Origin of the sequence: Streptomyces sp. KR80 (assembly GCF_052245555.1) — a bacterium.
Taxonomy (GTDB): domain Bacteria; phylum Actinomycetota; class Actinomycetes; order Streptomycetales; family Streptomycetaceae; genus Streptomyces.
The window spans coordinates 295327-319547 of record NZ_JBQQCD010000001.1; the positions used below are offsets into that span (position 1 = coordinate 295327).

20 protein-coding genes and 2 pseudogenes are annotated in these 24221 nt (G+C 68.7%); 8 read left to right on the forward strand and 14 right to left on the reverse strand.

Annotated features, from left to right (window positions below; translation table 11 throughout):
* Positions 1 to 98: 98 nt before the first annotated feature.
* Complete coding sequence (locus ACTWQI_RS01330; protein ID WP_443266555.1) at positions 99 to 326, forward strand: hypothetical protein; 228 nt, start codon at positions 99 to 101, stop codon at positions 324 to 326.
* Between the two features lie 496 nt (positions 327 to 822).
* Here ACTWQI_RS01330 and ACTWQI_RS01335 read toward each other — a convergent pair whose 3' ends face one another.
* A complete protein-coding gene (locus tag ACTWQI_RS01335; protein WP_443266557.1) occupies positions 823 to 2184 on the reverse strand; it encodes a S8 family peptidase in 1362 nt (453 codons plus the stop codon).
* A 521-nt stretch (positions 2185 to 2705) separates the two neighbouring features.
* Between ACTWQI_RS01335 and ACTWQI_RS01340 the strand changes: the two genes are divergently transcribed.
* Positions 2706 to 3791: a hypothetical protein gene (locus tag ACTWQI_RS01340; RefSeq protein ID WP_443266560.1), complete on the forward strand. Its 1086-nt coding sequence runs from the start codon at positions 2706 to 2708 to the stop codon at positions 3789 to 3791.
* Between the two features lie 161 nt (positions 3792 to 3952).
* Here the strand turns inward: ACTWQI_RS01340 and ACTWQI_RS01345 are convergent, their stop codons facing one another.
* The 6 genes from ACTWQI_RS01345 to ACTWQI_RS01370 form a co-directional block, all read right to left on the reverse strand.
* Entirely contained in the window at positions 3953 to 4573 is a 621-nt protein-coding gene (locus ACTWQI_RS01345) for a cyclase (protein ID WP_443266562.1), read from the reverse strand.
* A gap of 5 nt (positions 4574 to 4578) precedes the next feature.
* Entirely contained in the window at positions 4579 to 4872 is a 294-nt protein-coding gene (locus ACTWQI_RS01350) for a hypothetical protein (RefSeq protein WP_443266563.1), read from the reverse strand.
* A gap of 277 nt (positions 4873 to 5149) precedes the next feature.
* Positions 5150 to 6031, reverse strand: coding sequence for an NlpC/P60 family protein (locus ACTWQI_RS01355; protein ID WP_443266565.1), 882 nt, complete (start codon positions 6029 to 6031; stop codon positions 5150 to 5152).
* 236 nt (positions 6032 to 6267) lie between these two features.
* On the reverse strand, positions 6268 to 10212 hold the full coding sequence (locus tag ACTWQI_RS01360; RefSeq protein WP_443266567.1) for an nSTAND1 domain-containing NTPase: 3945 nt from the start codon (positions 10210 to 10212) through the stop codon (positions 6268 to 6270).
* A 161-nt stretch (positions 10213 to 10373) separates the two neighbouring features.
* Positions 10374 to 10745, reverse strand: coding sequence for a hypothetical protein (locus ACTWQI_RS01365; RefSeq protein ID WP_443266569.1), 372 nt, complete (start codon positions 10743 to 10745; stop codon positions 10374 to 10376).
* A 126-nt stretch (positions 10746 to 10871) separates the two neighbouring features.
* Positions 10872 to 11906, reverse strand: a complete 1035-nt coding sequence (locus tag ACTWQI_RS01370) for a DUF5937 family protein (protein WP_443266570.1) — start codon at positions 11904 to 11906, stop codon at positions 10872 to 10874.
* A 70-nt stretch (positions 11907 to 11976) separates the two neighbouring features.
* Between ACTWQI_RS01370 and ACTWQI_RS01375 the strand changes: the two genes are divergently transcribed.
* Together ACTWQI_RS01375 and ACTWQI_RS01380 are read left to right on the forward strand one after the other, a co-directional pair.
* Entirely contained in the window at positions 11977 to 13212 is a 1236-nt protein-coding gene (locus tag ACTWQI_RS01375; RefSeq protein WP_443267146.1) for an MFS transporter, read from the forward strand.
* A 142-nt stretch (positions 13213 to 13354) separates the two neighbouring features.
* Positions 13355 to 13597, forward strand: coding sequence for a DUF6332 family protein (locus ACTWQI_RS01380; protein WP_443266572.1), 243 nt, complete (start codon positions 13355 to 13357; stop codon positions 13595 to 13597).
* A gap of 140 nt (positions 13598 to 13737) precedes the next feature.
* On the opposite strand, the gene ACTWQI_RS01385 is transcribed toward ACTWQI_RS01380, so the two are convergent.
* The gene (locus ACTWQI_RS01385; RefSeq protein WP_443266574.1) at positions 13738 to 14214 is read right to left on the reverse strand and encodes a cupin domain-containing protein; all 477 of its coding nucleotides are present in this window, start codon (positions 14212 to 14214) and stop codon (positions 13738 to 13740) included.
* Between the two features lie 668 nt (positions 14215 to 14882).
* On the opposite strand from ACTWQI_RS01385, the gene ACTWQI_RS01390 reads away from it, so the two are divergent.
* Positions 14883 to 15590 (forward strand): ester cyclase, encoded by a 708-nt coding sequence (locus ACTWQI_RS01390; RefSeq protein ID WP_443266575.1) that lies wholly within the window; start codon positions 14883 to 14885, stop codon positions 15588 to 15590.
* A 445-nt stretch (positions 15591 to 16035) separates the two neighbouring features.
* Here the strand turns inward: ACTWQI_RS01390 and ACTWQI_RS01395 are convergent, their stop codons facing one another.
* Together ACTWQI_RS01395 and ACTWQI_RS01400 are read right to left on the reverse strand one after the other, a co-directional pair.
* Complete coding sequence (locus ACTWQI_RS01395) at positions 16036 to 16542, reverse strand: cupin domain-containing protein (RefSeq protein ID WP_443266577.1); 507 nt, start codon at positions 16540 to 16542, stop codon at positions 16036 to 16038.
* 412 nt (positions 16543 to 16954) lie between these two features.
* Positions 16955 to 18385, reverse strand: a pseudogene (locus tag ACTWQI_RS01400) (glycoside hydrolase family 30 protein); the annotation flags it as partial.
* A 496-nt stretch (positions 18386 to 18881) separates the two neighbouring features.
* Between ACTWQI_RS01400 and ACTWQI_RS01405 the strand changes: the two are divergent.
* Positions 18882 to 19433, forward strand: coding sequence for a TetR family transcriptional regulator (locus ACTWQI_RS01405; protein ID WP_443267148.1), 552 nt, complete (start codon positions 18882 to 18884; stop codon positions 19431 to 19433).
* Positions 19434 to 19763: 330 nt separating this feature from the next.
* Here the strand turns inward: ACTWQI_RS01405 and ACTWQI_RS01410 are convergent, their stop codons facing one another.
* From ACTWQI_RS01410 to ACTWQI_RS01420, 3 genes are all read right to left on the reverse strand, one after another.
* On the reverse strand, positions 19764 to 19979 hold the full coding sequence (locus tag ACTWQI_RS01410) for a hypothetical protein (RefSeq protein WP_443266579.1): 216 nt from the start codon (positions 19977 to 19979) through the stop codon (positions 19764 to 19766).
* A gap of 120 nt (positions 19980 to 20099) precedes the next feature.
* Entirely contained in the window at positions 20100 to 20489 is a 390-nt protein-coding gene (locus ACTWQI_RS01415; protein ID WP_443266582.1) for a hypothetical protein, read from the reverse strand.
* The gene (locus ACTWQI_RS01420) at positions 20490 to 20861 is read right to left on the reverse strand and encodes an alpha/beta fold hydrolase (protein WP_443267151.1); all 372 of its coding nucleotides are present in this window, start codon (positions 20859 to 20861) and stop codon (positions 20490 to 20492) included.
* Here ACTWQI_RS01420 and ACTWQI_RS01425 point away from each other — a divergent pair.
* Entirely contained in the window at positions 20860 to 21675 is an 816-nt protein-coding gene (locus ACTWQI_RS01425) for a DUF899 domain-containing protein (RefSeq protein ID WP_443266584.1), read from the forward strand. The two genes, ACTWQI_RS01420 and ACTWQI_RS01425, sit on opposite strands and share 2 nt — an antisense overlap.
* A 727-nt stretch (positions 21676 to 22402) precedes the next feature.
* Here the strand turns inward: ACTWQI_RS01425 and ACTWQI_RS01430 are convergent.
* Positions 22403 to 22813 (reverse strand): VOC family protein, encoded by a 411-nt coding sequence (locus tag ACTWQI_RS01430; RefSeq protein WP_443266586.1) that lies wholly within the window; start codon positions 22811 to 22813, stop codon positions 22403 to 22405.
* Positions 22814 to 23855: 1042 nt separating this feature from the next.
* On the opposite strand from ACTWQI_RS01430, the pseudogene fbiC reads away from it, so the two are divergent.
* A pseudogene (gene fbiC / locus ACTWQI_RS01435) lies at positions 23856 to 24221 on the forward strand (7,8-didemethyl-8-hydroxy-5-deazariboflavin synthase); the annotation flags it as partial.

Consider the following 24221-nt stretch of genomic DNA (forward strand, 5'->3'; position numbering starts at 1 on the left):
CCGATCATGCCGGGCTCGCGTGCCCTGGTAGCGGGTCGAAGCCGCGGAGTACGGGACGGCGTGACACTGGACGCATAGTCCCGAAGAAGATGACCGCGATGGACGTCACAACGTACGACCAGCTCGCCGCGGCGACCGCGCTCACTCGCGCCCTGCTCACCGATGATGACGATGGGGCCAAAGTGATCATTGAGTCGAGCAGCGACGAAGACCTCATTGCCGGACTCGGCCTCCTCGCCCAGATCCTCGCGCACGCGGCCTTCGGACCGGAGGCCGAGGCGGCGCTGGGCCGCTGCCTGGATGCGATCCGGCAGTGCATGGAGTAGGCGAGATCCCCGCTGCCCGTCGATGGGGTTCACCGGCGCGAGTGCCGACAGCAGGCGGGCGCCGGTGAACGCCGTCGGAGCACCTCTGTGACGGCCGCCGTCGGCCAGCACGCTGCGCGGCATCGGCATCGCAGCTCGTTACCCAGGGGACTTCTGGGTGTTCCGGGGCCGGCGGCTCTGCAGTGGCGGATGTGGTTACCTTTCCCCGCCGCCGCTTTCGTCAGGTCCCGGTTTCGGTTCCGGCGGACCGAAGGGCTCGATCTTCGGATTGACGTATGGCCCCTCGGCACCGGGCTTGTCCTTGGACCGTGATGCGGCTTCCTCCGTGACCAAGAGGGCGTAGATGCCTTGAGTGGGATCTACCGACACGAGTCCGTACTCCGTGTCGACCTCGTGGGACGAAAGCCCCAGCTGTTGCATAGCAGCTTCGAGTGTCGCTCCCGGTGGGAGCGCCACGGTCATGAGGACGGTAGGGCTTTCGGGGGCCATCGGGTTCCTAGGGGCGGCCGCCGTTCTTCTTGCGCCGACGCAGCGCCTCCATGATTCCCGGCGCGTCGACGACGCCGTACCCGTAATCATACTCGTAGCCTGCGGCCCCAAGATCGTCGGCGGTCCGGCGGATCAGGGTGCGCATTTGGGCCGGGGAGAGTTCCTTGACCGCCATCTCGGAGCGTACGGCCGCAACGAGCCCAGCTGCGACCGGGCACGCTGCCGATGTGCCGGAGTCCGGGCTTTGGGCGCCGAAGGCGTGTGAGCCTTCGAAGTGCGTGTAGGCGGAGACGTCTGGCTTGCGGTGATGAAGCCGTCCTGGGCCCTGGGAGGAGTAGCCGACCCGTGCTCCTCGAGTGTCCACGCCTGCGATGGACAGCACGCGGGGGTGTGAGTTGGCGCCGTTGATCGGCCGGTCGGTGAACCCGCAGCGACCGTCAGGGCAGTCGCGGCCGCAGTTGCCCGCGGCGAACAGGACGTCCGCGCCGGCTTGCTCAAGGGCGGTGACGGCCAGGTTGAAGGGGTGGGCCGGGTTGTCCGAGTAGTTTCCGGGGTGGCCGGGCGGGAAGTCCCAGCTGGGCCTGAACGAGCCCCAGCTGTTGCTGACGACCAGGGCCCGGCGCTCCGGAGGCATGGCTTCAAGAAGTGTTCGCAGGTGTGCGTAGGCCGCGATCGCGTCGGAGAGCAGCCCTTCCATCACGGTGGCGCCCGGCCGCTGTGAGAGCAGCACGGGCAGGTCGAGGAGGCTCGCCTTGGGGGCGGCGATCAGCGCGTCGAAGGCGCACATAGTGCCGTGATGGACCGGGAACTGGCCGAACTGTCCGGCGACGCTCGCGGGTTTCCAGCTCCGATCGGCGTCCACGGCAACGTCGACGCCGAGTTCACTGGACAAATGAGTGGTGTTGATGCCCGTGTCGAGAATGGCGACCGCAACGCCGGCCCCGTCCAGCCCTTCCGCTTTCAGCTCGCCGACGTGCCGTTGGACCTCGTGCCAGTCACCCACCGGGGTGTCTCCGCCGCAGGTCGGCATGGTCTCGATGACGGGGTCCGAGGAGACTCTGATGATGTCGGGCCGGGAGATGTTGAGCATGGACAGCCGGCTCGCGACGTCGTAGTCCTGGATTTCCCCGCGGACGAGGACGCTGGCGTCTTCGGGGGCCATGGAGAAGTTGAGCGGCTGCTCCAGCGACAACGGGTCGACGCCCGTCGTCGCCGGCTGAGGCTGGGGCACCGCCACGGGCGTGTACCCCGGGTCCAATGCGACGCCGGGGATCGGCCCGGCGACGTCGTCAGCGGTAGTCGAGACATTCGGGTCGATCACGGCCGCCACGACATCGGGCGCTGGCCGCATCTGGATGATGACACGCATGGTTTCTCCTGGACGGTAGAGCAGCCAGCATCACTCGGTCGGCCGCCGGCAGGCCCATGGCTGGATGGCTGTCTGCACGGTGTGGTGTGAGGGTGCGCCGGTGATCATCATGGGCCGCTTCTCGGGCAGGAGGCCGACGGTCCTGCTGCTACGCGCGGCTCACGTCGCATCCGGCTGTTCCCGCCACATGGTGCGCGGGCAACGACAGCCACGGTGTCAGGGCAGTCGATCACCCGGTACCGCTGAACAGGCGAAAGGTCGGAGGCATATGCCCTTGGATACACAGAGGGCGCGCGGCTGACGGCTTCCGGTCGGGCGTGGCACGACGGTGACGTGGCTGCGTGTGCTGACGCCCGCAGGCCCACACAACGCTTGACGAGCCGACGGAACTGGCGAAGACGGAGTTGAGCGAGGGGCGAGGCCTGGGCGCTGGTTGCATGGCGTAACGCCGCGGGGCCGAATGGAGTAGTGCGGCGCCGCCGGTGCGTGATGTGTGGCCGAGGTTAGCGATAGTCGCGAACATGACTCAGCGTCGATCGGTCGGGCAGCGCCGGTACGAGAAGGGCGCGTGGGAGCTCCGTGAGGGGACCCGCTCGCGCATCAGCGAGATGCGCGCGCGCATCGAGGCCACGAGGGATCGAGCGACCAAGGATGACGATCCCGGCATCCGGTCGGCGGCCCCGGCACTGGCGGAGCAAGCACTCGTGGAGCTGGGCGAAGCGGAGCAGACACTGGCCCATGAGGATCACCCGGGCCGCCGGGTGAACAAGCACCTGGCCGCCGCGAATGTCCACCTCGACGTGGCGTACAGCCTGATGCTGCGGATGGCGCCGTTGGCCGATGTCGAGGCGCTGATGCCCGGCTTGGTGGCCCTCGTACGGGAGCATCTGCCCGTCACTGATGAGCGGAGGAAACGGGTCGAGGAGATCGGACTGGCGATCCGGAAGGAGCGGCTGACCGCTGCGCAACGGGAAGCTGTGGTCGGTGCCGTCGTGACCGCCCAGCAGGCGTTGCAACGCGAGAAGCTCCGCGTGCACAGCTTCGTTGGCATCGTGTTGTACGTGACCATCGGTCTCTGGCTGTTGGCGGCCGCAGTCGCAGTCCTGACGAGTCTGTCGCCGGACTTGGTACCGCTGTGCTTCAGGCCGCCGAGCATCGGCATCGTCTGCCCCACCGGCATGGAACCGGATCCCAAGACTGCCAATGTCGCGGAGGAGTTCGCGAAGGTCGCATCGGCATGGGACTACCTGATCGTCGAGATCGTCGGGGTCGTGGCCGCGGCCCTCGCCTCTGCTGCGACGTTGCGCCGTATCAGGGGCACGTCGACGCCGTACAACGTGCCTGTGGTCCTGGCGATGTTGAAGCTGCCGACCGGTGCGCTGACCGCCGTGCTGGGATTGCTGCTGATGCGCGGGGAGTTCGTCCCCGGCCTCACTGCCCTGAACTCGTCGGCACAGATCATCGCCTGGGCCATCATCTTCGGCTACGCCCAGCAGATCTTCACCAAGTTCGTCGACAACCAGGGCCAAGCCGTCCTGAACGCCATCGGCGGCCCGCACAACCCGCCGGCCGCGGTGCCAGGACGTGCAGCGCAAGAAGCAGCCTGAAACCTCGGACTCTGTTCGGCTGGGCAGGTGGGGTTGTGTGCGGCCCTCGGCAGGAGCCGAGGGCCGCTCGGGGTTGGGATCGCCATATGGCTGCGTCAGGAAGCGACAGGCTGCGGCGGGAGGGTGCGTACGGATGCGGCCCGCCGCAGCCGTTGACGGTGCTAGCCGATCGCCGTGTTGGTCAGCTCAGGGCTGGGGTTCGGGAAACAGGACACCGGGACGTTGTGATTGAGGCCCCCGGCCGAGACCACCGCGGTGAATGTCAGACCTGGGTCGTTGTAGCTGGTCCCGGCGACTTTGGACACCACCGAGCCGCTCTGGCCGGCGGTGACGCCTGCGGTGAGTACGGGCGGAGTGAGCGTGGACCCGCCGGGCACAGGACCCGGGATACTCACGGTGATCTTGCCGTCCGAGACGCTGGCACTGGAAGGATGCGAACCGCCATCGAGTTTGGCTGCGTTGATGCTCGCGCCTGTGATCGCGGCGTGCTGCTTGATGTCCTTGATCTCCTTGACCTTGTAGCCGTCCACATCGGCGGGCACGGCCATGTCGCCGGTGGCCAGGCGGATGTCGAGGGCACTGCCGGGTGCGGCGCTGGCCGGGGCGGTGGCGTCCACGTCGCTCTTCTGCGTCGACTGGCGGGGTCCGCCGATGGGCGGACGGGCCTCACAGTCGAACGTGACAGACACGACCGCGGCGTGCGCCGGGGTGGGGGTGAGCAGCAGGGTGAGCGCTGCGGCGCCTGCGGCGAGCGCGGCGGAGGATGTGTGGGGGTTGCGCATGACGTTCACCTTCCGGACGGACGAGGCAGGGGGCTGATCGCCGTGGCGATGAAGCACGGGGTGGGGGTGGTCGTCGTCGAGCCGGACTGCACCTGATGGTTGGCGTCGGTGCGTTCATGGGGGCAGGTGCCGAGGCCGCCGGCGAAGCTGTGGGCGAACTTCGCGTCGGCCTCCGCGCCTTGGCGCAGCACCACGATGTGATCGCCGGTTCCGACGGGCGGCTGAGTGGCTGCCGTCGGGCCGGGCGGTATCGACGGGGCTGCGGCGACGCCGAGTGGGAGGAGTCTTCGCTTGGACACGTAACCCGCCTTCAGGGATGAAGACCACGGATGCCCCCGCACTGACCCCCCACCTGGGGCGTACATGACAATTCAAGGTAAGACAGAGATCTTGCGAAGGGAAGCAGCCGTTGCGTCAATGGCCGAAACAGGTCTAGTCCTTTAGTGCCTGACATGAACCTGCCGCCCCTCGTGTAAGCCAGGACCTCCGAGTGGGCCTCCCGCCCCGCCCGATCAACACCGTTCGCAGCAGTGGCCGACCCCCGTGGCGGTCACTGCTGTCGAACGGCGCGCGGTGTCAGAAGGTGCAGGTGGGCACACCTTCCAGCCACGCGGGCCCCTTGATGTAGATGTTGGTGACCCATGCCTTGTAGTCGGGCAGATAGGACCAGGCGTCGTTGGTGTAGCCGTCGGAGGTGACCAGCTCCGCGTGCTTCTGGCACTCAACGCGGATCGTCGTCGACTGGGGAAACGCGTAGACGCGCGCCGCCTTGGTGGACGGCTGGGCCTTGGTCCAGACGCCGGTGCCCCAGGTCTGGAAGACGTGCCCGGTCACCGGACCGGTGTTGACGCGGACCGCGCCGTAGTAGCTGCCGGTCAGCCGGACATCGCTGACCATGAGTTTGGTGCCGGACTGCTTGGCCTCCACCATCTTCCCCGCGCCGAGGTAGATGGCGATGTGGTGCAGCTTCTGGGAGGTGCCCCACACCAGCAGGTCGCCGGGGAGCAGCGGGGCGAGTTCCTGGCCGGCGGTGAAGCGTTCGGCGGCGCGATGCGTGTAGTACTGGGCGCTGGCAACGCCGTTGAGGATGTCCGACCCGGTGGCCTGGGCGTAGGCGTAGCGGATCAGCCCCGAGCAGTCGAAGCCGAGCCGCTCGGGATCGTGCTCGCTGGCCGGGTCGGTGGGGTCCACCTGCCCATACGTGGGACCGGGCTGCGGGCCGTGCCCGCCGCCCCACGTGTACCAGACGTCCGCTGCCACCTGTGCGCAGGCGGCGGCGATGGCACGCTCCGCCGCTTCAGAGGCTCCCGGCGCCAGGACGGCACACTCGCCGTCGGCAGCGGCCGTACGAACGGTGGTAGCTGCAGGCGCGGCCCCGGCGGACGCAGCCGTGGGCGCCCAGAGGAGGAAGGCCAGTAGACCAAGTAGCGTGCCGATGAGACCGGATCGGCGAAGCATGCGGGGATCCCCGTTTCCTGTAGGTGAAGCTCCGATGTGCGGTCGACAGCTCGATGAGCCGCACGCCGACCTGCCTTCCTGCCGACGACGCACCGGCCGCCCGAAGCAGTTCCGGACGCAGACAGCAGCCTGCGGACCGTGGCCCCGCTCGTCGAGCGTCCGGCGTCACCCCATCCGGACGGGCAACGGGAAACACCCGGGAAACCCCCTCCGAACAGGGCACTTCGCCGCCGGTGTCAAGGCCGGGCACAGACGCGGCCGAGGGAGACCGGGAGGCCGGGCATGAGCGTCTCCCGCCCCTTCGGGCCGATGCCCTCCCGCAGTCGGCAGATGTCCGCCAGCCGGGCGCCGATGTCCAGGTTCCACAGCCGCACGGTGCCGTCGTTGCTGCTACTGGCCACCGTCCGCCCGCCGGGCGAGAAGGCGATGCCCCACACCGCGTTCGTATGACCCGTCAGAGCGGCCCACAGCCGGCGCCCGGCCACGTCCCACAGCCGCACCGTACGGTCGTTGCCGCTGCTCGCCAGGGTGCGGCCGTCGGGCGAGAAGGCGATGCCGCGCGCTGAGCCGGTGTGGCCGGTCAGCGCCGCCACGAAACGGTGCCGTCGGGCGTCCCACAGGCGTACGGTCCCCTCGTTGCCACTGCTCGCGAGAGTCCGTCCGTCCGGGCTGAAGGCCACACCCCGTACCGCGCCCGTATGGCCGTTGAGCGTGGCCAGCGGGCGGCGCCGGGACACGTCCCACAGCCGTACGGTCAGATCGTCACCGGCGCTCGCCAGGGTGCGCCCGTCGGGGCTGAACACGACGGCGTTGGCGAAGTCCGTGTGGCCGGTGAGTGTGGCGAGTCGGCGGCGCGCGGAGACGTCCCACAGGCGGATCGTACGGTCGGCGCCGGCCGACGCCAGCGTCCGCCCGTCCGGGGCGAAGGCCACCGAGAACACGTCCCCGCTATGGCCGGTGAGTGTGGCGAGCGGGCGGCGCGCGGAGACGTCCCACAGGCGGATCGTGCCGTCGGAGCCGGCCGACGCCAGCGTCCGCCCGTCCGGGGCGAAGGCCACCGAGAACACGGTCTCGCGGTGACCCCTGAGCGTCGCCAGGACCCGGCGCCTCGCCACGTCCCACAACTGCACCGTGTGATCGGCGTCAGCGGTGGCCAGCAGTTTCCCGTCCGCGCTGTACGCGGCCTGCCAGACCTCGGTGAACGGACGGGACGTCAGAACCGGACCGCGGAGGTCCCAGAGCACCACGGACTGGTCGAACCCGGCGGTGGCCAGCACCGTGCCGGCGGAGTCCAGGGCCACCCCGAGCACGTAGTCGGTGTGTCCGGCGAGCGTCGCGGTCGGCCGGCCGCTGCGCACGTCCCACAGCCGGGTCGTGCCGTCGCCGCCCGCACTGACGACCGTCGTGCCGTCGGGCGTGTAGGCGACCGCGTTGATGTCGTCGCTGTGCCCGGTCAGCGTCTTGGTCGTCCGGCGTTTGGCCACGTCCCACAGCCGCACGGTCCGGTCGACGCCTCCGGTGGCGACCGTCCGCCCATCCGGGGCGAACGCCGCCCCCAGCACCGCGTCGGTATGCCCGGTGAGAACAGCGAGCGGACGGCGTGCTGAGACGTCCCACAGCCGTACGGTCCGGTCAGAACCGGCCGAGACCAGCGTCCGGCCGTCCGGGGCGTACGCCAGGGCGTTGACCTCCCCGGCGTGGCCGGTGAGGGACGCGACGGCCCGGTGGCCCCGGGCGGTGTTCCACAGGTGGATCGTCCCGTCGGCGGCCGCGGTGGCGAGCGTCCGTCCGCGGGGGGCGAACGCCACGGCCCGGGCGCCCGTCGTCTTCGCGGGAAGTACCGCCGTCGTACGGTGGTCGGCGGTGTCCCAGAGCCGTACGGGCCCGTCCGTGGAAGTCGCCGCGAGCGTCCGGCCGTCAGGGCTGAAGGCGACCGAGCGTACGCGCCCGGGGACGGTGAACGTCGCTGTCGTCCGGCGATCGGCTACCCGCCGCAACGTCACCGTCCCGTCCGAACTGGCCGTCGCCAGCGAACGGTTCCCCGGCGCGAAGGCCACCGCGTTGACCGGCCCGTCGTGCCCGCCGAGCCGGGCGGAGAAGGGCTGGGACTGGGTACTGAGGAGAGCACCGCGCGCCTCGGTCGTCGCCGCGGCGCGGTAGGCCTCCTCGGCGAGCAGCATCGACGCCTCCGGCTGACCGGCGGCCAGGGACGCGGACTGCACGGCGAGAGCCTGCGAACGGGCGATGCGTTCCTGGTCGAGCGCGCCCGCGCGCTGCTGGTACGCCAGACCTCCGGCGGTCAGGGCGAGGACCAGCAGGACGAGGAGCGTGGCCAGCATCCGCTGCTGCAGCCGGACTTGGCGCCTGGCCTGCTTCTCCCGGCGCTCCTCCTCGGCCTGGCTCGCCTGGAGGAAGGCCGCTTCCTGAGAGCTGAGGCGGCTCCTGCCGTCGAGCTCATCGGCCCATGAGCGGGCGGTGTCCAGCCGGGTCCCGCGGTAGAGGACGGACGGATCGCGACCCTCGCGCTCCCATTCGTCGGCGGCGTGGGCCAGTTGCTGGTGGATCAGCAGTCCGGCCCGGTCGGCGTGGATCCAGCCGTGCAGCCGTGGCCAGGCGTGGAGCAGGGCCTCGTGGGTGATCTCGACCGTGTCGCTGTCCATGGTGATCAGCCGGGCCTGTACGAAGGCGTCGAGCGCGGCCGCGGCGCCGTCCGCGTGGACCAGCTGCTCCATCAGGGTGGTCCGGCTCATCCGGCGCCGCGTCGCCCCGGTGCCCTCGGCGACGTGGACCAGCCGCACCAGGATGCGACGGATGGTCTTCTGCTCGGCCGGGTACAGGCGGGCGAAAACGTTCTCGGCCGTACGCGCGATCGCCCCCTGGATGCCACCGGTGCGCTCGTACCCGGCGACGGTCAGCGTGGCACCCTCGCGCTGCTGCCAGGTGGCCATCAGCGCGTGGGACACCAGCGGCAGCGCACCGGACGGCGTGTGGTCGGGCACGGTTCCCAGGTCCACCGTCCCCGGTTCGTCGCGCAATCCGGCGTCCCGAAGGAGCAGTTGGACCAGACCCGGTTCGAGTGTGACACCGGCGAGCTCCGCCGGGCGCGTGATCGACTCCCGCAGCTCCGCCACGGACATCGGGGGCAGCACGAACAGCCCGTCGGTGAAGACCCTGGCCAGCTCGGGAAGTTCCAGACAGCTCCCGGAGAAGTCGGCCCGCACGCCGAGCACCACGACGGCGGGGTCGTGCCCGGTGGGGTCGTGCCCGGTCACCGTTTCCGGTTGGGCCGTGGCCACCGCGGAGAGGACACGTACGAAGGCGCGTCGCTCGTCCTCGTCGGAGCAGAGGGTGAACAGCTCCTCGAACTGATCGATGAGCAACACCGGCCGGACGGGCGGAGGTTGCCGGTCGCCGGGCCCTGCCGGGGTGGCGTCCGACAGTCTGTGGGCGGCTTCGAGGAGCGTCTCCGGCCGGTCACGCAACTCCTGTGCGGTGATGCCGAGATCGCTTCCCAGGACTTTCGCGGTGCAGTCCAGCAGCTCATCCAGCGGATGCGCGGTGGGCGTGAACGTCACCACCGGCCACCCGTCGGCGCCCGGCATCGGGAAGCCGCCGCTGCGCCGGAGAGCCGGTACGAGGCCGGCGTTGAGGAGGGACGACTTGCCGGCACCCGAGGGGGCGACCAGCATCAGGGGTCCGTTCCCGATCCGCTCGAAGACCCGCTCGACCAGCGCGGCCGTCGCGCGCTCCCGGCCGAAGAACCATCCCGCGTCCTGCGGGGTGAACGCCGGCAGGCCACGGTAGGGACATTCGCCGTCCGACTGCCGTCCGGGCGCATCGCGACCGGATCCGGCCCCGCCGTCAGGCACTGCCGCCTCCCGGACCAGCCGCAGCAGCTCGCCCTGTGCCCCAAGGACCTGGTCACAGCGGCGCGCGACGTCAACGGTCACGCGCTTCGAGCCGGTTTCGATCTTGCTCAGATAGCCCTTGCTGTAGTGCGTCTGACGCGCCAGGTCGGCCAGCGACAGGCCGCGTTGCACACGGAGACGCCGCAACTGCGCGGAGAAGGACACCGCGGCGCCGTCGGGCAACTCGTGCTGCTGATCGGTCTGCTGATGGTTGGTCTGCTGTCGATCGGTCTGCTGACGATCGGTCTTCCGTCCGCGGTGCGGATCCCCCAAAGCGCCCCCCAAGGCACAGCGCGCCCTGGTCTTGGGGCGCAGATGCCCAGGCTACAGCGGGGGCCGGACGGTCGACCAAGCCTTTGCTCCGGTGTGGCGGGAACAGGACTTCCGGAGCCGCGGAATCGCGGCTCCGGAAGCTGCCCCGCATGACCGGGAGATTACGGCTGGAGGGTGATCGAGTTGATCGGCGTCATGTTCTTGTCGATGTACCAGCCGGCCCCCAGGTAACCCTGGCAGCCCGTGCCGTTGTACCCGGTGCAGGTCCGCGCGGTCGCCCCGCCGGTCTGGTTGTTGAAGAGGCGGTGCACCCCGTACACGTTGCTGAGATTGTGGGCCCCGTAGGTGTACCACTTGTGGGTCGGACGGTCGTTGTTCCAGCCCGCACCCGGGTACATACACACGTACCCGGACGGGCACCCGTGGCTGGCGGCCGTCGCCGCGGCCTGGGCCTGGGGCGCGGTGACCGTCGTGATCGCGCCGGCGGCGAGCGCGAGCGCCGCGGCGGTCCTCATCATCTTGATCTTGCGCACGATTCCCCCTTGCAGGTCTTGCTTCGTTCGGACGACTTCAGCCTGTCGCCGGCTACGCACCAGCGTCGACGGGTTTCCCGTTGCCCGTCGGGCGAGTAGCTGGGAAACCGCCTGTGACCAGGCAGTTCACAGCGCCGAGGGCGACAGCCGGGGCTGAGTGTCAGTCGGTGGTTGGTCGTCGCGGGTGTCCGCGCTGGACGCGAGGGCGTCTCCCAGTGACGTACGCCGGTACAGCACCGACCGCCCTGACCGGGCTCGGCTGAGCAGACCCGCGTTCCGCAGTACTGCCAGGTGGTCGCCGACCGCACCTGTCGCCAAGCCTAGCCGACGGGCCAGTTGACTGGTGCTGGCGGGAGCGTCCAGCGCGGCGAGTACCCGGGCGCGGGAGCGTCCGAGCAGCGCGCCGAGGGCGTCGGGGGCGGCGGCCTCCGGGGTCTCCCACAGTGCGGCGATGCCCCTGGCGGGGTAGATCAGAGTCTTCGGCCAGGGGGCCTCCAGGTGCGCCGCCATGGTCGGCCAGACGAAGACTGAGGGGATCAGCAGCAATCCCTCTCCGTCCAGCCGCACGGTGCCGCCACTGACGGAGTTGAGCTCGATTCCGCCGTCGCGGCAGTACACCCCGCTGTGCAGATCTTCGATCGCCGCCTGCCAGCCGTGCTCGCCGATCAGGCCGACACGGTGCACCACGTCCCGCTCGCAGAGTGCACGCAGTTGCGGCCAATCGGGGGCCAGCAGCTCGTTCCAAGCCTGGTCCAGTGCGGCGGCGACCCGCTCGACGACGTCCGGTGCGGCCAGCACCTCGCGTACTCGGGGGTCGCGGGCCGGCTGCACGGCCATGACCTGTGCGATCTCGGTGCGAGCCGGTGCCAGCGACGTGGCGCGGATCGCAGCGAGGTCGTCGGCCCAGGTCTGGGCCAGGCTCCTCGGTGGTGCGGCGACGAAGTCGGCGCCGAACCGCGGCGTGTGCAGGTTGAGTGCCGCCTCCAGATCGGTCTCGCGCCGCAGCCGGTCGAAGCCGGGCCGCAGCCGGGCCGCCCATGCGTCGGGCAGCCGCCCGCCACCGCTCGCCAAGGTCCGCAACAGGTTGGCCAGTTCGAAGGCAGGAGACAGCGCGAAGCGGCTGCACAGCAGATCCGCTGCGGCAACTTCGAAGCGCAGCATGGGAGCGAGCCTAGGACCTTACGCGCTGGGGCGAATCATTCGCGGGTGCGCGCACCGCCCCACGAGGCTGCTGCGCATGACCACGCACCCCACGGCGCCGCCGCGCCGTACCACCTATCAAGAGGTGCTGGCCGAACCCCGGTTCCGGCTGCTCTTCCTCACCCGCTCGGTGGCGATCACCGCCGACTCGCTGCGCATCACGACCTTCTCCGTGCTGGTCTTCGCGGCCACCGGCTCGCCCCTGTTGAGTGCGGTCTCCTTCGGGGCCGGGTTCCTGCCGCAGATGTTCGGCACCATGCTGCTCGGCTCGCTCGCCGACCGGATGCGACCAAGGGCACTGATCGCAGGCGGCTATCTCCTGGAGTGCACAGCAGCGCTGGCCCTGGCATTGCTACCGCTGCCCCTTGCGGTGAGCCTGGCGCTGGTGGCGCTCGTGGCCTTGGTCACCCCCGTGTTCAACGGCGCCTCGGCGCGGCTGGTGGCGCGGTGGCTGACCGGGGATGCGTACGTGCTGGGGCGATCGCTGAACAGCATGGCGTCCTCGGGAGCACAGTTGCTGGGTCTGGCCCTCGGCGGAGCGGCCGTCGCAGCCCTCGGAACCCGGCAGGCGCTGACGGTCGCCGCGATGCTCTATCTCGCGGTCGCGGTCGCGGTCCGCCTGGGCCTGCCGGACCTGCGGCCCGACGGGCAACCGTCCGGTTCCCTGGTGCAGGCCAGCCTCCAAGGAACAGGCACGCTGTTGCGCGCCCGTGACCCGAGGCGGCTGCTGCTGGCGCAATGGTTGCCGAGCGCGTTCGCGGCGGGCGCCGAGGGATTGATCATCCCCTACGCCGGGCAGCACCGCTTCGCATCCGGCACCTACGCCCTGTTGATGGCCTGTTTGCCCGTCGGCATGTTGGTCGGCGACCTGATCGTCGGCCGACTGTTGCGGCCGCATGTCCGGGAGCTGCTGGTGACGCCGCTGACCGCTGTGATGGGGCTGCCGCTGCTGGCATTCGCAGTCGGCCCCGGGGCTGGGACGAGCGCGGTTCTGCTGCTGCTTGCGGGCACCGGCTTCGCTTACGCCGTGGGGTTGCAGCAGGCCTTCCTGGACGCCCTGCCGGCCGAGACCCAGGGCCAGGCGTTCGGCCTGCTGGCCTCCGGCAATATGACGCTGCAAGGCGTCGGCCCCGCCTGCTTCGGCGCGATCGCGACGGCCGCAGGCACTGGAACCGCGATGGCTGCGGCCGGAGGGGCGACACTGCTGACCGCCTGCTGGATCGCCGGCTGGCACTCCGCCAGCCCCGCCACGACTCGAACCGCCTGACGGGCGGGACAGGCGAAGTCTCGCAGCAAGAAGACAGGCCGACGCCGGCGCACCAGGTTGACTCGGACATGGAGCCTCGCACGGACCACGGGTTCGGTGCCGTCCTACACTCAAGCGGCAGGCCAGAAGACAGGGGGAAACCATGGTGACGCGCAGTCAAGCCGACCGAGATGCGACCACGGTGGAGATCGGCTACGCCATCGTCTCTGCGGTGTTCCTCGCATGCGCGACGGGACTCGTTGTGGCGAGTCCCGTCTTCTTTCTCGACCTCCGTGGTCCCGCCATGAAAATCGTTGGTGGGGTCGCCCTCGCCTTCGCCATTGTCGTTCTGCTGTGGCGGTTGACCAGCGTCTTGTGGCGCTTTGACCATCAGCGACGCTACTGACGGCAGTCCGACGTGCAGCGCTAGAGCGCCTCCGGGCCGTCGACACCAACGAAACTTCCGGCGGGCTGCTGCTGGCCGAGGAAAACGGTGTCAAGCGTCAGGTGAAGTCAACCCTTAAAGCGTCTGCAGAGACCGGAACGCTAGGCGCCGGGCATCGACTTCATCTGGATGCCGTACCTCTTGCCGGTCTCCTGCATGCGCTCGATGAAATCCGCCTGGATTTCGGACTGGGGCGGAAGTTCGCGACGCTGGGCTGGCTCACCCACTTCGGCGAAGAACTTGTCGATGCCGCCCGGTGCGTACGTGATCAGGAGACGCACCGTGCTCAGCGGCTCGAAGCGCTCCCACGTCCCCTCGGGGATGTGGAAGAAGGACCCGGGGCCGCCGTCGACCGCCTCGTCGCCGATGTGGTAGCGCAGCTTCCCCTCCACGACGTACACCGTCTCGCTGCCAGAGTGGGTGTGCGGAGGCGGGCCCATCCCCTCCGGGATGGTCAGCTCCATGATGGTCATCGCGCCATTGGTCTCGTCGCTCGACGCCTTGACCTCGTAGAGGCCGTTCAAGATCCAGAATGCTTTCCCATCGCCGCTATGGCGCACGACGGTCTTGGTAGCCATCCGGTCGCTCCTTTCCTCGCTGGACCTCCCGACCTTTCCCGCTGAAGGCCTGGCGCAAGGCGGCCATCTGGGTAGTACGTCTGCTCGTCCGTCAGCGTCGTACCGCCACCTTCCGTCGCGGGACTGGCCAGCGTCCGTACCGGCGGCCGGTGAGCTCCCGGCGGCCCGGGAGCACGACCGTGACCAGGCCGTCGCGCCACGTCTCCACCATCGGGCGAGCAACGTGTTCAAGAAGGCGCAGAAGTCGACGGCGGGATCACGCGGGACGCCATCCGCGGCGCAAACGAGTACGCCCCTTCGACCGAAGGATCGCGACGGTCGGCGTGTGGGACCTCCCAGTCACCTCGGGCCGTTCAGTGGGTGAGCGGTTACGAGGACAGGGTCTCCGCCTAGCCCACGGTCCGGGTGATCCCGCAGGACGACCCGACCACAGCCTTCGCCGAGCAGGAGGCCTGGCAGGGCCAGGGAACGGTAGCCCGAGCTGATGGGCATGGGGGTGGGCGGCCTGCCTCCCTCCGCGACCAGGTCATGGCCTGGGTGCAGCGTAGTTCCAAACGAAACAGCCTCGGCGGGATCCCCCTACGGGACGCTACGGCCCTAACCAACCCGACATTAGGTCGACATTCACTACTAAAATGGAGAAAACGGCACTCGCTACGGGAGGCGGCATGACATTCGTGCAGATCATCGACTGCAAGACCGACCGGATCGACGAGATGAACCGGCTCATGGACACATGGGTCGAGCAGACGAAGGGCAAGAGGACCGCCACCCATGACCTCATCGGCAAGGACCGGTCCGAGCCGCGTCACTTCATAGAGATCGTCGAGTTCCCCTCGTACGAGGAGGCAATGAAGAACTCAAACCTCCCGGAGACCAACCGGATCTTCGACGAGATAGTCGCGCTCTGCGACGAGGCGCCCACCTTCACGGACCTGGACGTAGTGCGGGACGAACAGCTCAACAAAGCGACGGCCCGCCGCTTCTTCCTGGAGCTCGCCGGCAGGGACGAGCCCCGAGGCTTCAACGAGGTGTTCACGGCCGACTACCACGACCACGACATCGCCAATAAGGAGGCGGACACCCGTGGTGCCGACGGCATCCGTGAGGAGGCGCTCGGTTACCGCAAGGCCTTTCCGGACTTCGCGTTCACGGTCGAGGATCAGGTGGCGGAGGGTGACCGTGTAGTGACGCGTTGGAGCTGGACGGGTACCAATACCGGAGAGCTGCGGGGCATGCCGCCCACTGGCAAGAAGGTCGAGATGGTCGGCACCACGACCTTCCGGTTCGAGGACGGCAAGGTCAAGGAGGGCTGGTGGCACTGGGACTTCCTCGGCATGCTGAGCCAGCTCGGCGTGGTCGAACTGCCGACGTAGTCCTTCACAGGCAAGCAGGAGGCCCCTGCTCCCGTCCCGTCCCTCACGAGCGGGAACAGGGGCTTACGTACGCCTACACACCGCCCGCGTGCGTGAGTGCACGAGGAGTCCTCAGGCACCAAGGGCGCATGCCCACCCTGCCTACGAGATCCAAGATCGCGGCCCTTGGCATGTCTCGATCTGCCCGGCCCTCACTCGGCGCACGCAAGGGCCATGCCCGATGCCCCGCCCGCCTGTCCCGAGTGCGATCAGCCGTTGAAAGCTGGCGGCTTCGTCCTCGACGTCTTGAGGGCGTGCATGGGGAGGCCGGGGCCGGTGCTGGGAGAGGAACATGTGTTACTCGCCGTGCTGCTCTGCCTGCTGTCGGCCACCGCCTGCACGGCTCCGTGGCGCCCGCCCAGCAGGCCACCCGTGCCCTGCCGTGTCACCGTGCGGGTGGGGGCAGCTACTCGCCGAGGAGCTTGAGACGGTATCTGTCGGTCAGTTCGGCGACCCACTCGTCCGAGAACCCGAGACCGTACTGCTCACCCAGCTCGGCCCGCCGCTGGACGAACTCGGCAGGATCGGCCGCCGTCTCGGCGACCGCGCCCATCTCTTCGAAGAACCGCTCGAAGCCGGCGGGGGAGATGATCTCCAGGATCCTCGCCGGTTCCGGTCCGGCGTTCCAGAAGGTGTGCAGGATCCCTCGCGGCTTGAGGATGTACGAACCCGGGCCTGCCGTGGCCTCCTGGTCGCCCACCCGTGCACCGACCCGGCCCTGCAGGACGTATGAGAACTCGTCCTCGCGGCTGTGCACGTGCGGCGGTATGAGACGGCCCGGCTCGATCGGGTGCTCGACGATCGAGAACTGGCTGTCGGTCTCCTCACCCCAGATCTTGAAGTCGACCCCTATGCCTGCGAGCCAGATCGACTTGCCCTCGCCGGGTTCGATTACGAAGCGGAGAGCCCCCATAACGGCCTCCCAGGTGTCGCTTCACCATCTTCTGCCACCCTATGCCGGATACTCGGGAGGCGCCCGCCAGGTCCACCCCCGATCATCCCGCCGCCCGCATCGGGCAGAGCCGACCGTCAGCAGGTTCGGCGGGTTCGTGGTCGGCGGACAGCGCCTTCAGCTCGGCCCGCCATCGCAGACGGGGCTGTGAGGGCGAGCTGCACCAACGGCCCCGGCCATCCGCCGCGAGGGTGCGGACGAGCCGAGGCTGCCTCATGACCCGCCCCGATGTCCGGCACCACCACAGTCACAGTGGGGCAGGGGTCTGGCTGATGTGGCGGTGGGCTCACCTGTCAGCCTCCGTGTGGGTCCTGGGCATCGCTGCGCCCAGGGCCCACCAGAGCGTCAGAGGTGGTCAGTTCGAGGGCGCCTTCCAGGTGAAGGTCGCTACCGCGCCGGCGGGGAGGGTGTACGTGAGGGAGCGGCCGCCGTCGGTGAGGGAGAAGGTCTGGGCCGAGGACGCGGTGTTCACCACGTAGGCGGCCCGGGATCCGTCGGGGTTCTGGAAGGCGACGTTCTGGACCGAGCCGGGGCCCTCACTGGTGGAGCCGATGCGGGTGGCGCCGGTGTCGATGAACTTGGTGAGATGGCCGAGGACGTAGTACTCGGCGCCGAGGGTCGTCTTGTCGCCCGCGATCTCCACCACTCCGTTGCAGCGGTTGGAGCAGTGGCCCTGGTGCGGGCCGCCGTTCTCGTTGAGGGCGAGGTTCCAGGTGACGACGGTCTCGCCACCGCTTCGCATGTTGCGTACGACGAGGTTCTCGGCGTGCCACTGGAGGGTGTCGGCGAAGGTATTGGCGGAGTCGGTGCCGGAGCACTCGGTGAAGAAGACCCGCTTGCCCGCCTTGTAGATCTTTTCCTGGGCCTCGGGGGTGCCGCCGTAGCAGTGGAAGGCGGCGCCGATGATCCGGTCGATGCCGCCGGTGGCGGCGAAGACGTCGAGCGGGTAGTTGGGGTGGTCCCAGTTGTGGTCGTAGGCCAGGACGTTGGTGGGCAGACCGGCTGCGGTCAGGGTGCGGTCCAGGACCTTGAGGAAGTCGGCCTGCTCGGTGGCGGTCATGCTCATGGACGGGTAGCTGGTGGCGAACTCGGGCTCGTTCTGCACGGTGAGGTCGGTGAGGTCGATGCCCTGCTCGCCGTATGCCTTGATGGTCTTGACGAGGTAGTGGGCGTAATCCTGGTAGTGCTCGCGCTTGAGACTGCCCCCGTTGAGTGAGCCGCCGGACTTCATCCAGGCCGGCGGAGACCAAGGGGAGCCCATGAAGCGGATCTTCGGGTTGACCGCGGTGGCCTGCTTCAGGACCGGGAGGACCTCCTTCTTGTCGCGGTCGATGGTGAAGGTGCCGCGGGTGTCCTCGTACGTGGAGAAGGTGTTGTTGGCGTTGAAGTCGCTGCTGCCGAGCGGCTGGCGCAGGTAGTTCAGGCCGATGCCGTCGCCTTCCCTGGAGAACATGGCCTTGATGAGCGCGCCCCGCTTGTCCTGCGGGAGTTGCTGGATCAGGTGGGCCGATGCCTCGGTGACCGATGCGCCGGCGCCGGTGAACTTCTGCCCGGTGCTTGCCGGGTCGATTCTGATGTCGATGGGCTGCGGCTTCGCGGTGAAGGGCGCCTCGCCGTCGTGGTGGAGCTTGTTTGTGCCGTCACGGGTGGTGATCCACACCTGGGCGGCGGGGTCGGCAGCCTCATCGGCACCGGCGGGTCCGAAGGTCATGCCGATGCTGCCCAGGACCAGGGCGGCGAGACCCACGGTGATCCAGCCCGCTGCGGTGGAGCGGTGGGCGCGTGGTAGTGCGGTGCGTGTCATGTGTGCGGCTCCTTCTGTACGTACCTGTGGGGATGTGTTCGTACGGCTTGAGCAGGGAGTGCACCGGGGCGAGCCTGTGGACGCTGCGGGAGGAGCCGCGCGTGGGACTGCAGGTCCAGTCCACGGACGCGGCGCAGGAGTTCGGCCTCGACCACGGGTGTGGCGGAACCGGCCGACGGCTCGGGCGAGGTGTCCAGGACAGGAGGAGAAAGGGCGGTCATAGACGTCCTTCCGGGCCGCCGCGGCGGCGTGAAGCGGCAGGAACGGCAGCATGAAAGCATGCTTACTAAGTACTTAGTAAGTGATTGTGCGGAGCTTCTTTCTGGCCTTTAATCGGGCGGTGAACAATGATCTCGAGGGCCGTAGACTGCGGCCGGTGAGCGCGAAGAAGTCAGCGAACCAGACGCCGGGAAACCCGAAGGGACCCAGACGGTCGCAGCGCACTCCGCGCAGCGCGGAGGCCAGGGAGCGGCACCAGGAGATCCTGCGGATCGCCATGGAGACCTTCGCCGCCCGCGGCTACAACAAGGCGTCCCTGGCCGAGATCGCCGACCAGGCCGGCCTCACCCAGGCCGGTGTCCTGCACTATTTCTCCTCCAAGGCGAACCTGCTCACCAGCGTCCTGGAGCTGCGCGACGAGAGCGACATCGAACAGCTCGGCACCGAACGCCCGCGTGGCCTGGCCTTCCTGCACCACCTCGTGGGCACCGCACGCCGCAACGCCGAGCGCGAGGGGATCGTACGGCTGTACGCCGTGCTGTCGGCGGAGAGCGTCACCGCGGACCATCCCGCGCAGGACTACTTCCGCGACCGGTATGCGGGGCTGCGCGCGTTCGTCATCGAGGCACTGTCCGAAGCCTGCGAACTGGGCGAAGTCCGAGACGACGTGGGCGACTTGGACATCGAGAACACCGCCAACGCCATCATCGCCGTCATGGACGGCCTTCAGGTGCAGTGGCTGCTCGCGCCCGAGGCCGTGGACATGGCGGCGGCAACCGACCGCGTGATCTCGGCACTCCTTGCGGATATCGCTGCTCGGCGGGAGTGACCTCGGCCGCGCGAGCAGCGCAGGCTGGCTGGGCTGGACTGGGCTGTTTCAAGCCGGTGGGCACGTACGGGCGGGACGTTGGTGGAGTTGCCGGACGCCGACCCGTACAGGACGCTGACGTGACCGGCTTGCTTGGCGCGTGCCGATCTGTGCCCAGGGCGATGCGATGGCGATGGCGATGTCGCGGTAGCCGTCGCCGTTGAAGTCGTCCGCGTACTTGGCGGGTGCCGCGGAGGCAGAACCAGTAGGGAGGGTCAGAGGGCCAGGTCCGCGGCGAAGAGGGCGACGAGGGCCGAAGTCGTGCGGATGCGCATGGAGTTCTCCTCCGGGTCAGCCGGTGAGCGCGGAGCCGAACGTTTCGTCGTCCCAGGACCGGCCGACGTCGTCCGGGCTGATGGCGAGCGAACCTGTGGACGTCAGTCCGGTGGAGGCGCCGCGGATTCGCCAGACCGCGCCGGAGCGGACGGTCTCGTGGGGTGCGGCCTCGCCAATGGCGGACGCGGTGAGGTCGGCCTTGCCGTCCTTGTTGGTGTCCGACAGCCACACCGCGGAGCCGAACCGTCGCCCTTCTCGACGCTGCCGGGGATGCCGGAGGTGTCCTGGGTGAGGGACTTGGCGCCCGTGGTGGTGACGCGCGATCTTCGGCGGCCAACTCCGGGCTAAACGTCATGGAGAGAGGTCCCGCAAGCCTTCGCCGATGGGTTCCACGGAAGAGCCCAGTGCGAACCATTGGAGCTTGGCACTCGAGTCCACCACCTCCCAGCCGAAGTACAGCGGCTTCTCCGTTTTGAGGATCTCGTAGTAACGATCGAAGTCGGCATCCGTGGCATGACACGCCACGATCCGGCCGTCGTAGAACTCGCCGATGTCTGTCGGGCTCCACAGGTCGCGGAAGAAGTAGACAACCGCGGAGATCTGAGGGTCGTCCAGGGCGATCGTGATAAATCCATTCTGCCCGCCCACTGCCCTGAACTGAGTGCAGGAGACCGAATAGTGCTTGACTTTCAATGTCGGCATACGCCCTCGGGTCTTCCCTTGTTCGGCAGTAGAGGTCACCTAATCGTGACACTGACATGCCGGGTCGCGAGCAGCATCCCCTGCGCATCCGTTCCGGTGACCGACCAGAGTCGGGCCGGCAGCCAGTTGCCGCTGACCCGTTGACACGGCTTCGGACGCGAAACCGGGGTAATCGAGTGCGATGCAACGAAACTCGTGTCGCAGGGCGCGGATCACCTCGCGATACACAAACGACCAGGTGGGGTTGCCGTGCAGGAACAGCAGCGTGGGCCCCAACCCTTTCGTCCGTGCAGGCTCGGCCGAGGGCGCCCCTGCCGCGATGAGTTCCGGCCGGGTCGCGAGTCTGTTCTGGTGAGCGTCGTAGGACGTGGTACGACGCTGCCCGGCACGAGACACCACGGAGGACACCATGACGACCACGCCCGGCAACGCGAGCAGCAACCTCCCCGGCAAGCCGCCAGTCGTCGACCTGGCCACCTGGCAGGCGGCGCGCGAGGAGCTGCTGGTCCGCGAGAAGGCGCACACCCGTGAGGGCGACGCGATCGCCGCGGCCCGGCGGCGGCTGCCGATGGTCGAGCTCGACGGGACGGTCGAGGTCGTCGGACCCGACGGCCCGGTCCCGTTCCTCGACCTGTTCCAGGGCCGCGACGAGCTCGTGGTCTACAAGCACATGTGGTACGACGGCGCGCCGCACCAGGGGCAGTGCGAGGGCTGCACCACCACGGCCTGGCATGTGAAGGACGCCGTCTACCTCAACGCCCGCGGCGTCTCGTTCGCCATCCTGACCTCGGGCCCGTGGGACGAGGTGGCGCCCTACGTCGAGTTCATGGGTTACACCCAGCCCTGGTACTCGGTGCGGGGCGTGGAGGCGCCGGTCGGCGGAGAAATGGGGTACATCGTCTGTTTCCTGCGCGACGGCGACCGCGTGTTCCTCACCTACTCCACGACGGGCCGTGGCAACGAGCCGGTCAACGGGTCCCTCGGCCTGCTCGACATGACGCCCTACGGCCGCGGCGAGGCGTGGGAGGACAACCCCGAGGGCTGGCCCGTGATCGGCGATGTCCGCGAGGGGCACCCGTCCGAAGGCCGCCAGGCCTGCTGGTACTGGCGCTCGGACGCCGACGGCGTCGCCACCTGGGGCCCGACCAGCCGGCCCGTGCCGCAGTGGACCCGCCCCGGCGCGACCCCCGTGGAGACCCTCGGTCGGCAGGGCCACCACCACTGACGCGCCTTCGTCGACGGCGTCGGCAAAAGATGTTAGGTGCCGGGCGGAACCTCCGGACGATGCGAACGGCCCCCGCGCGCTCGATCGGTGGGCGGTTCGCCCGGAAGGTGAAGGACTCCTGGTAGGAGAGGGGCTGCGAGCCTCGAAGATCATGGCCCCACATCGGGCCGTTGCGGGCAGGCAGAGAAGCCAGCACGATCCGCAGATCAGCGTACGGGGTCATGATCTCTCGCCCCATGGCAGCTCCCGCCCAAAGTCTCTGCGCACCGCCCGCGTAGTCACGTGCCCGTGCATGCCCGATCGGTCAGAGCGCAGGGAGTCCACAGCAGACCCCCATCAGAGTCGGTGGAAATGATCGAGGTGTAGGTCAGGTGATGGCGGCCAGGGTTGCTGGGCGAGGTGGCGTTGCAGGTCAAGGTGTCGGAACTGGTACACCACACCGACCTGCCGCAGCACACCGCGATGCTCATGCGCATCTTGGAGGAACGTCATTAGATCCCACGGGACTTGGCGCCGCATCGCCAGATAGCCCCTGGCTATCACCCAGCCTCCCCATTTCGTCTCCTCAAGCCCGCCCGCGAGCCCGGGGCGCTCGATACCCGGGGTGGCCTCCCCAGCCGTGGACTATCTGCGGACAGGGACCGTTTCGACAGCCACCCACGAAGCCGTGACCTGCGGTGACGCGCAAGACCGAAGCGGCCTCCGGATCCGTGTCCCGGCCGCCGTGTTACGTGGGAGACGACTCCGAGGTCACCATCCAGACATGGCCGTCGGGGTCGGCAAACGCACCGGCATAGCCCCAAGGCTGCTGTCCGGGTAGCGTGACGATCTCGCCACCTGCCCGGTACGCACGCTTGATCAGCTCGTCAACATCGGCCTTGGTCTCCGCAGGCAGGCTGAACAGGCACTCGCTCTGGCCCCGCCCAGCTACCTCACGGTCGCCGATGACCCAACCGAAACCGCCGGTGGGAATCAGCATGAGGCGCACGCCGTCGTTGAGAACGAACTGCAGCGGCTCCGGCACTCCGTCATCAGCTACATCGCCGATGGCCTCGAAGCCGAGACCTTCACCGTAGAACGCGAATGACGTTCGGCGATCGGCGGTGGGCAGACTGACAATGACAGGGGAGAACGTCATGGGCGGGGCTCCTCTGGATGTGGTCCGATCGTGGCGCTTCGAGGACTATGACCGGGCAACGACAGGAAACTCATCGGTTGGCCGTCACCATGGCCGGTCCGTAGAGCCGGTTTAGCATCGCTGTAACGCCGCCGACCACACGGGACCGTGCCACTCTCGTGCCACGACAGGCGGGGACTCACGGGGAATCAGGGGACGCGACGGGCGCGCACCCGGACTCTGGCCAGGGCGACGAACGCGCAGATCACACCGGTGATCGCCCGACCTCGCTCCTAAAGCTGTTATCGACCACGCAAGTTGAGTGCGCTCCCGGGGCTTGTCTCTGGCCATGCGGGAGTGCTCAACGACACTGATTCATGGGGAGCTTGCGTAATCGCATGCGCGGTTCAGGTAGCCGAAACGAAGCGTGATCGAGGTGGGGGATGACCAGTCCAGCACGCCCTCAGAGATTCGAGGGGACCTGCGTTCAGTGCGGCCGAACAGTGACTGCCGAGGCCGGTGCGCTGCTTCGGAGCCGATCGGGGAACTGGGTCGTCTATCACCTGGAGCACGCGCCAGAGACCGGCCCGGACGGAGTCACTGCGGACGTCGCCGCGATGCGGACGAACCGGCGAGACGGCGAGTGCGAAGTGTGCGGGGCTCTCGTGCCAGCAGGCTCCGGGACGCTGGTGTCCACCCAGTACGGCGGCTGGGAGGTGTACCACCCAGAACATGTCCGCGAGCCCGCGCCGCCACCGCGCGGACAGCACATGGGCTGGCACTGCCGGCGCCTCATGGCCGTGGACATCGCCACCACCGGAAACCGGTACAGCGTCGACCGCATCGTCGGTGCAGCGGTGCGCACCGTCGACGGGACAAGCCGGGACTGGTTGATCGACCCCCAAAGCACTGCAGGGCGCCAGAGAGCGGCAGACTGCTGCATCGGTGGCCACCAACTGACCCATCACCGCCCGGAACCCACGTCATACGGCTCGACCCGCCGGCGGGCACGTCACCACGGCCGCCCTCACCCACTACCACGTCACCCCCGGCCCCAAGCCATCTCACGGCCATGGCCCGCCTCCTCCTCCACCCGCACATCCCCAACATCCAGACCAGCTGGGTGAAGCTCGGCACCGAGGGCGCCGCCGAGATGCTCCGCTCGGGCGCCAACAACCTCGGCGGCACGCTGATGGAGGAGACGATCTCGCGGATGGCGGGCTCGTCGTACGGCTCGTACAAGTCCATCAAGGACCTGATCGCGGTGGCGGACGCCGCGGGGCGTCCGGCGAAGCTGCGGACGACGCTGTACGGGGAGGTCCCGGAGGAGCGGCAGCGAGTGGCCGCCATGTCCGACGGCCACTTGCCGGAGCTGCTGCCGGTCCTCGACTCGCCCACCCCGTACGGGGTGGGCGAGTCCATCGGCTGA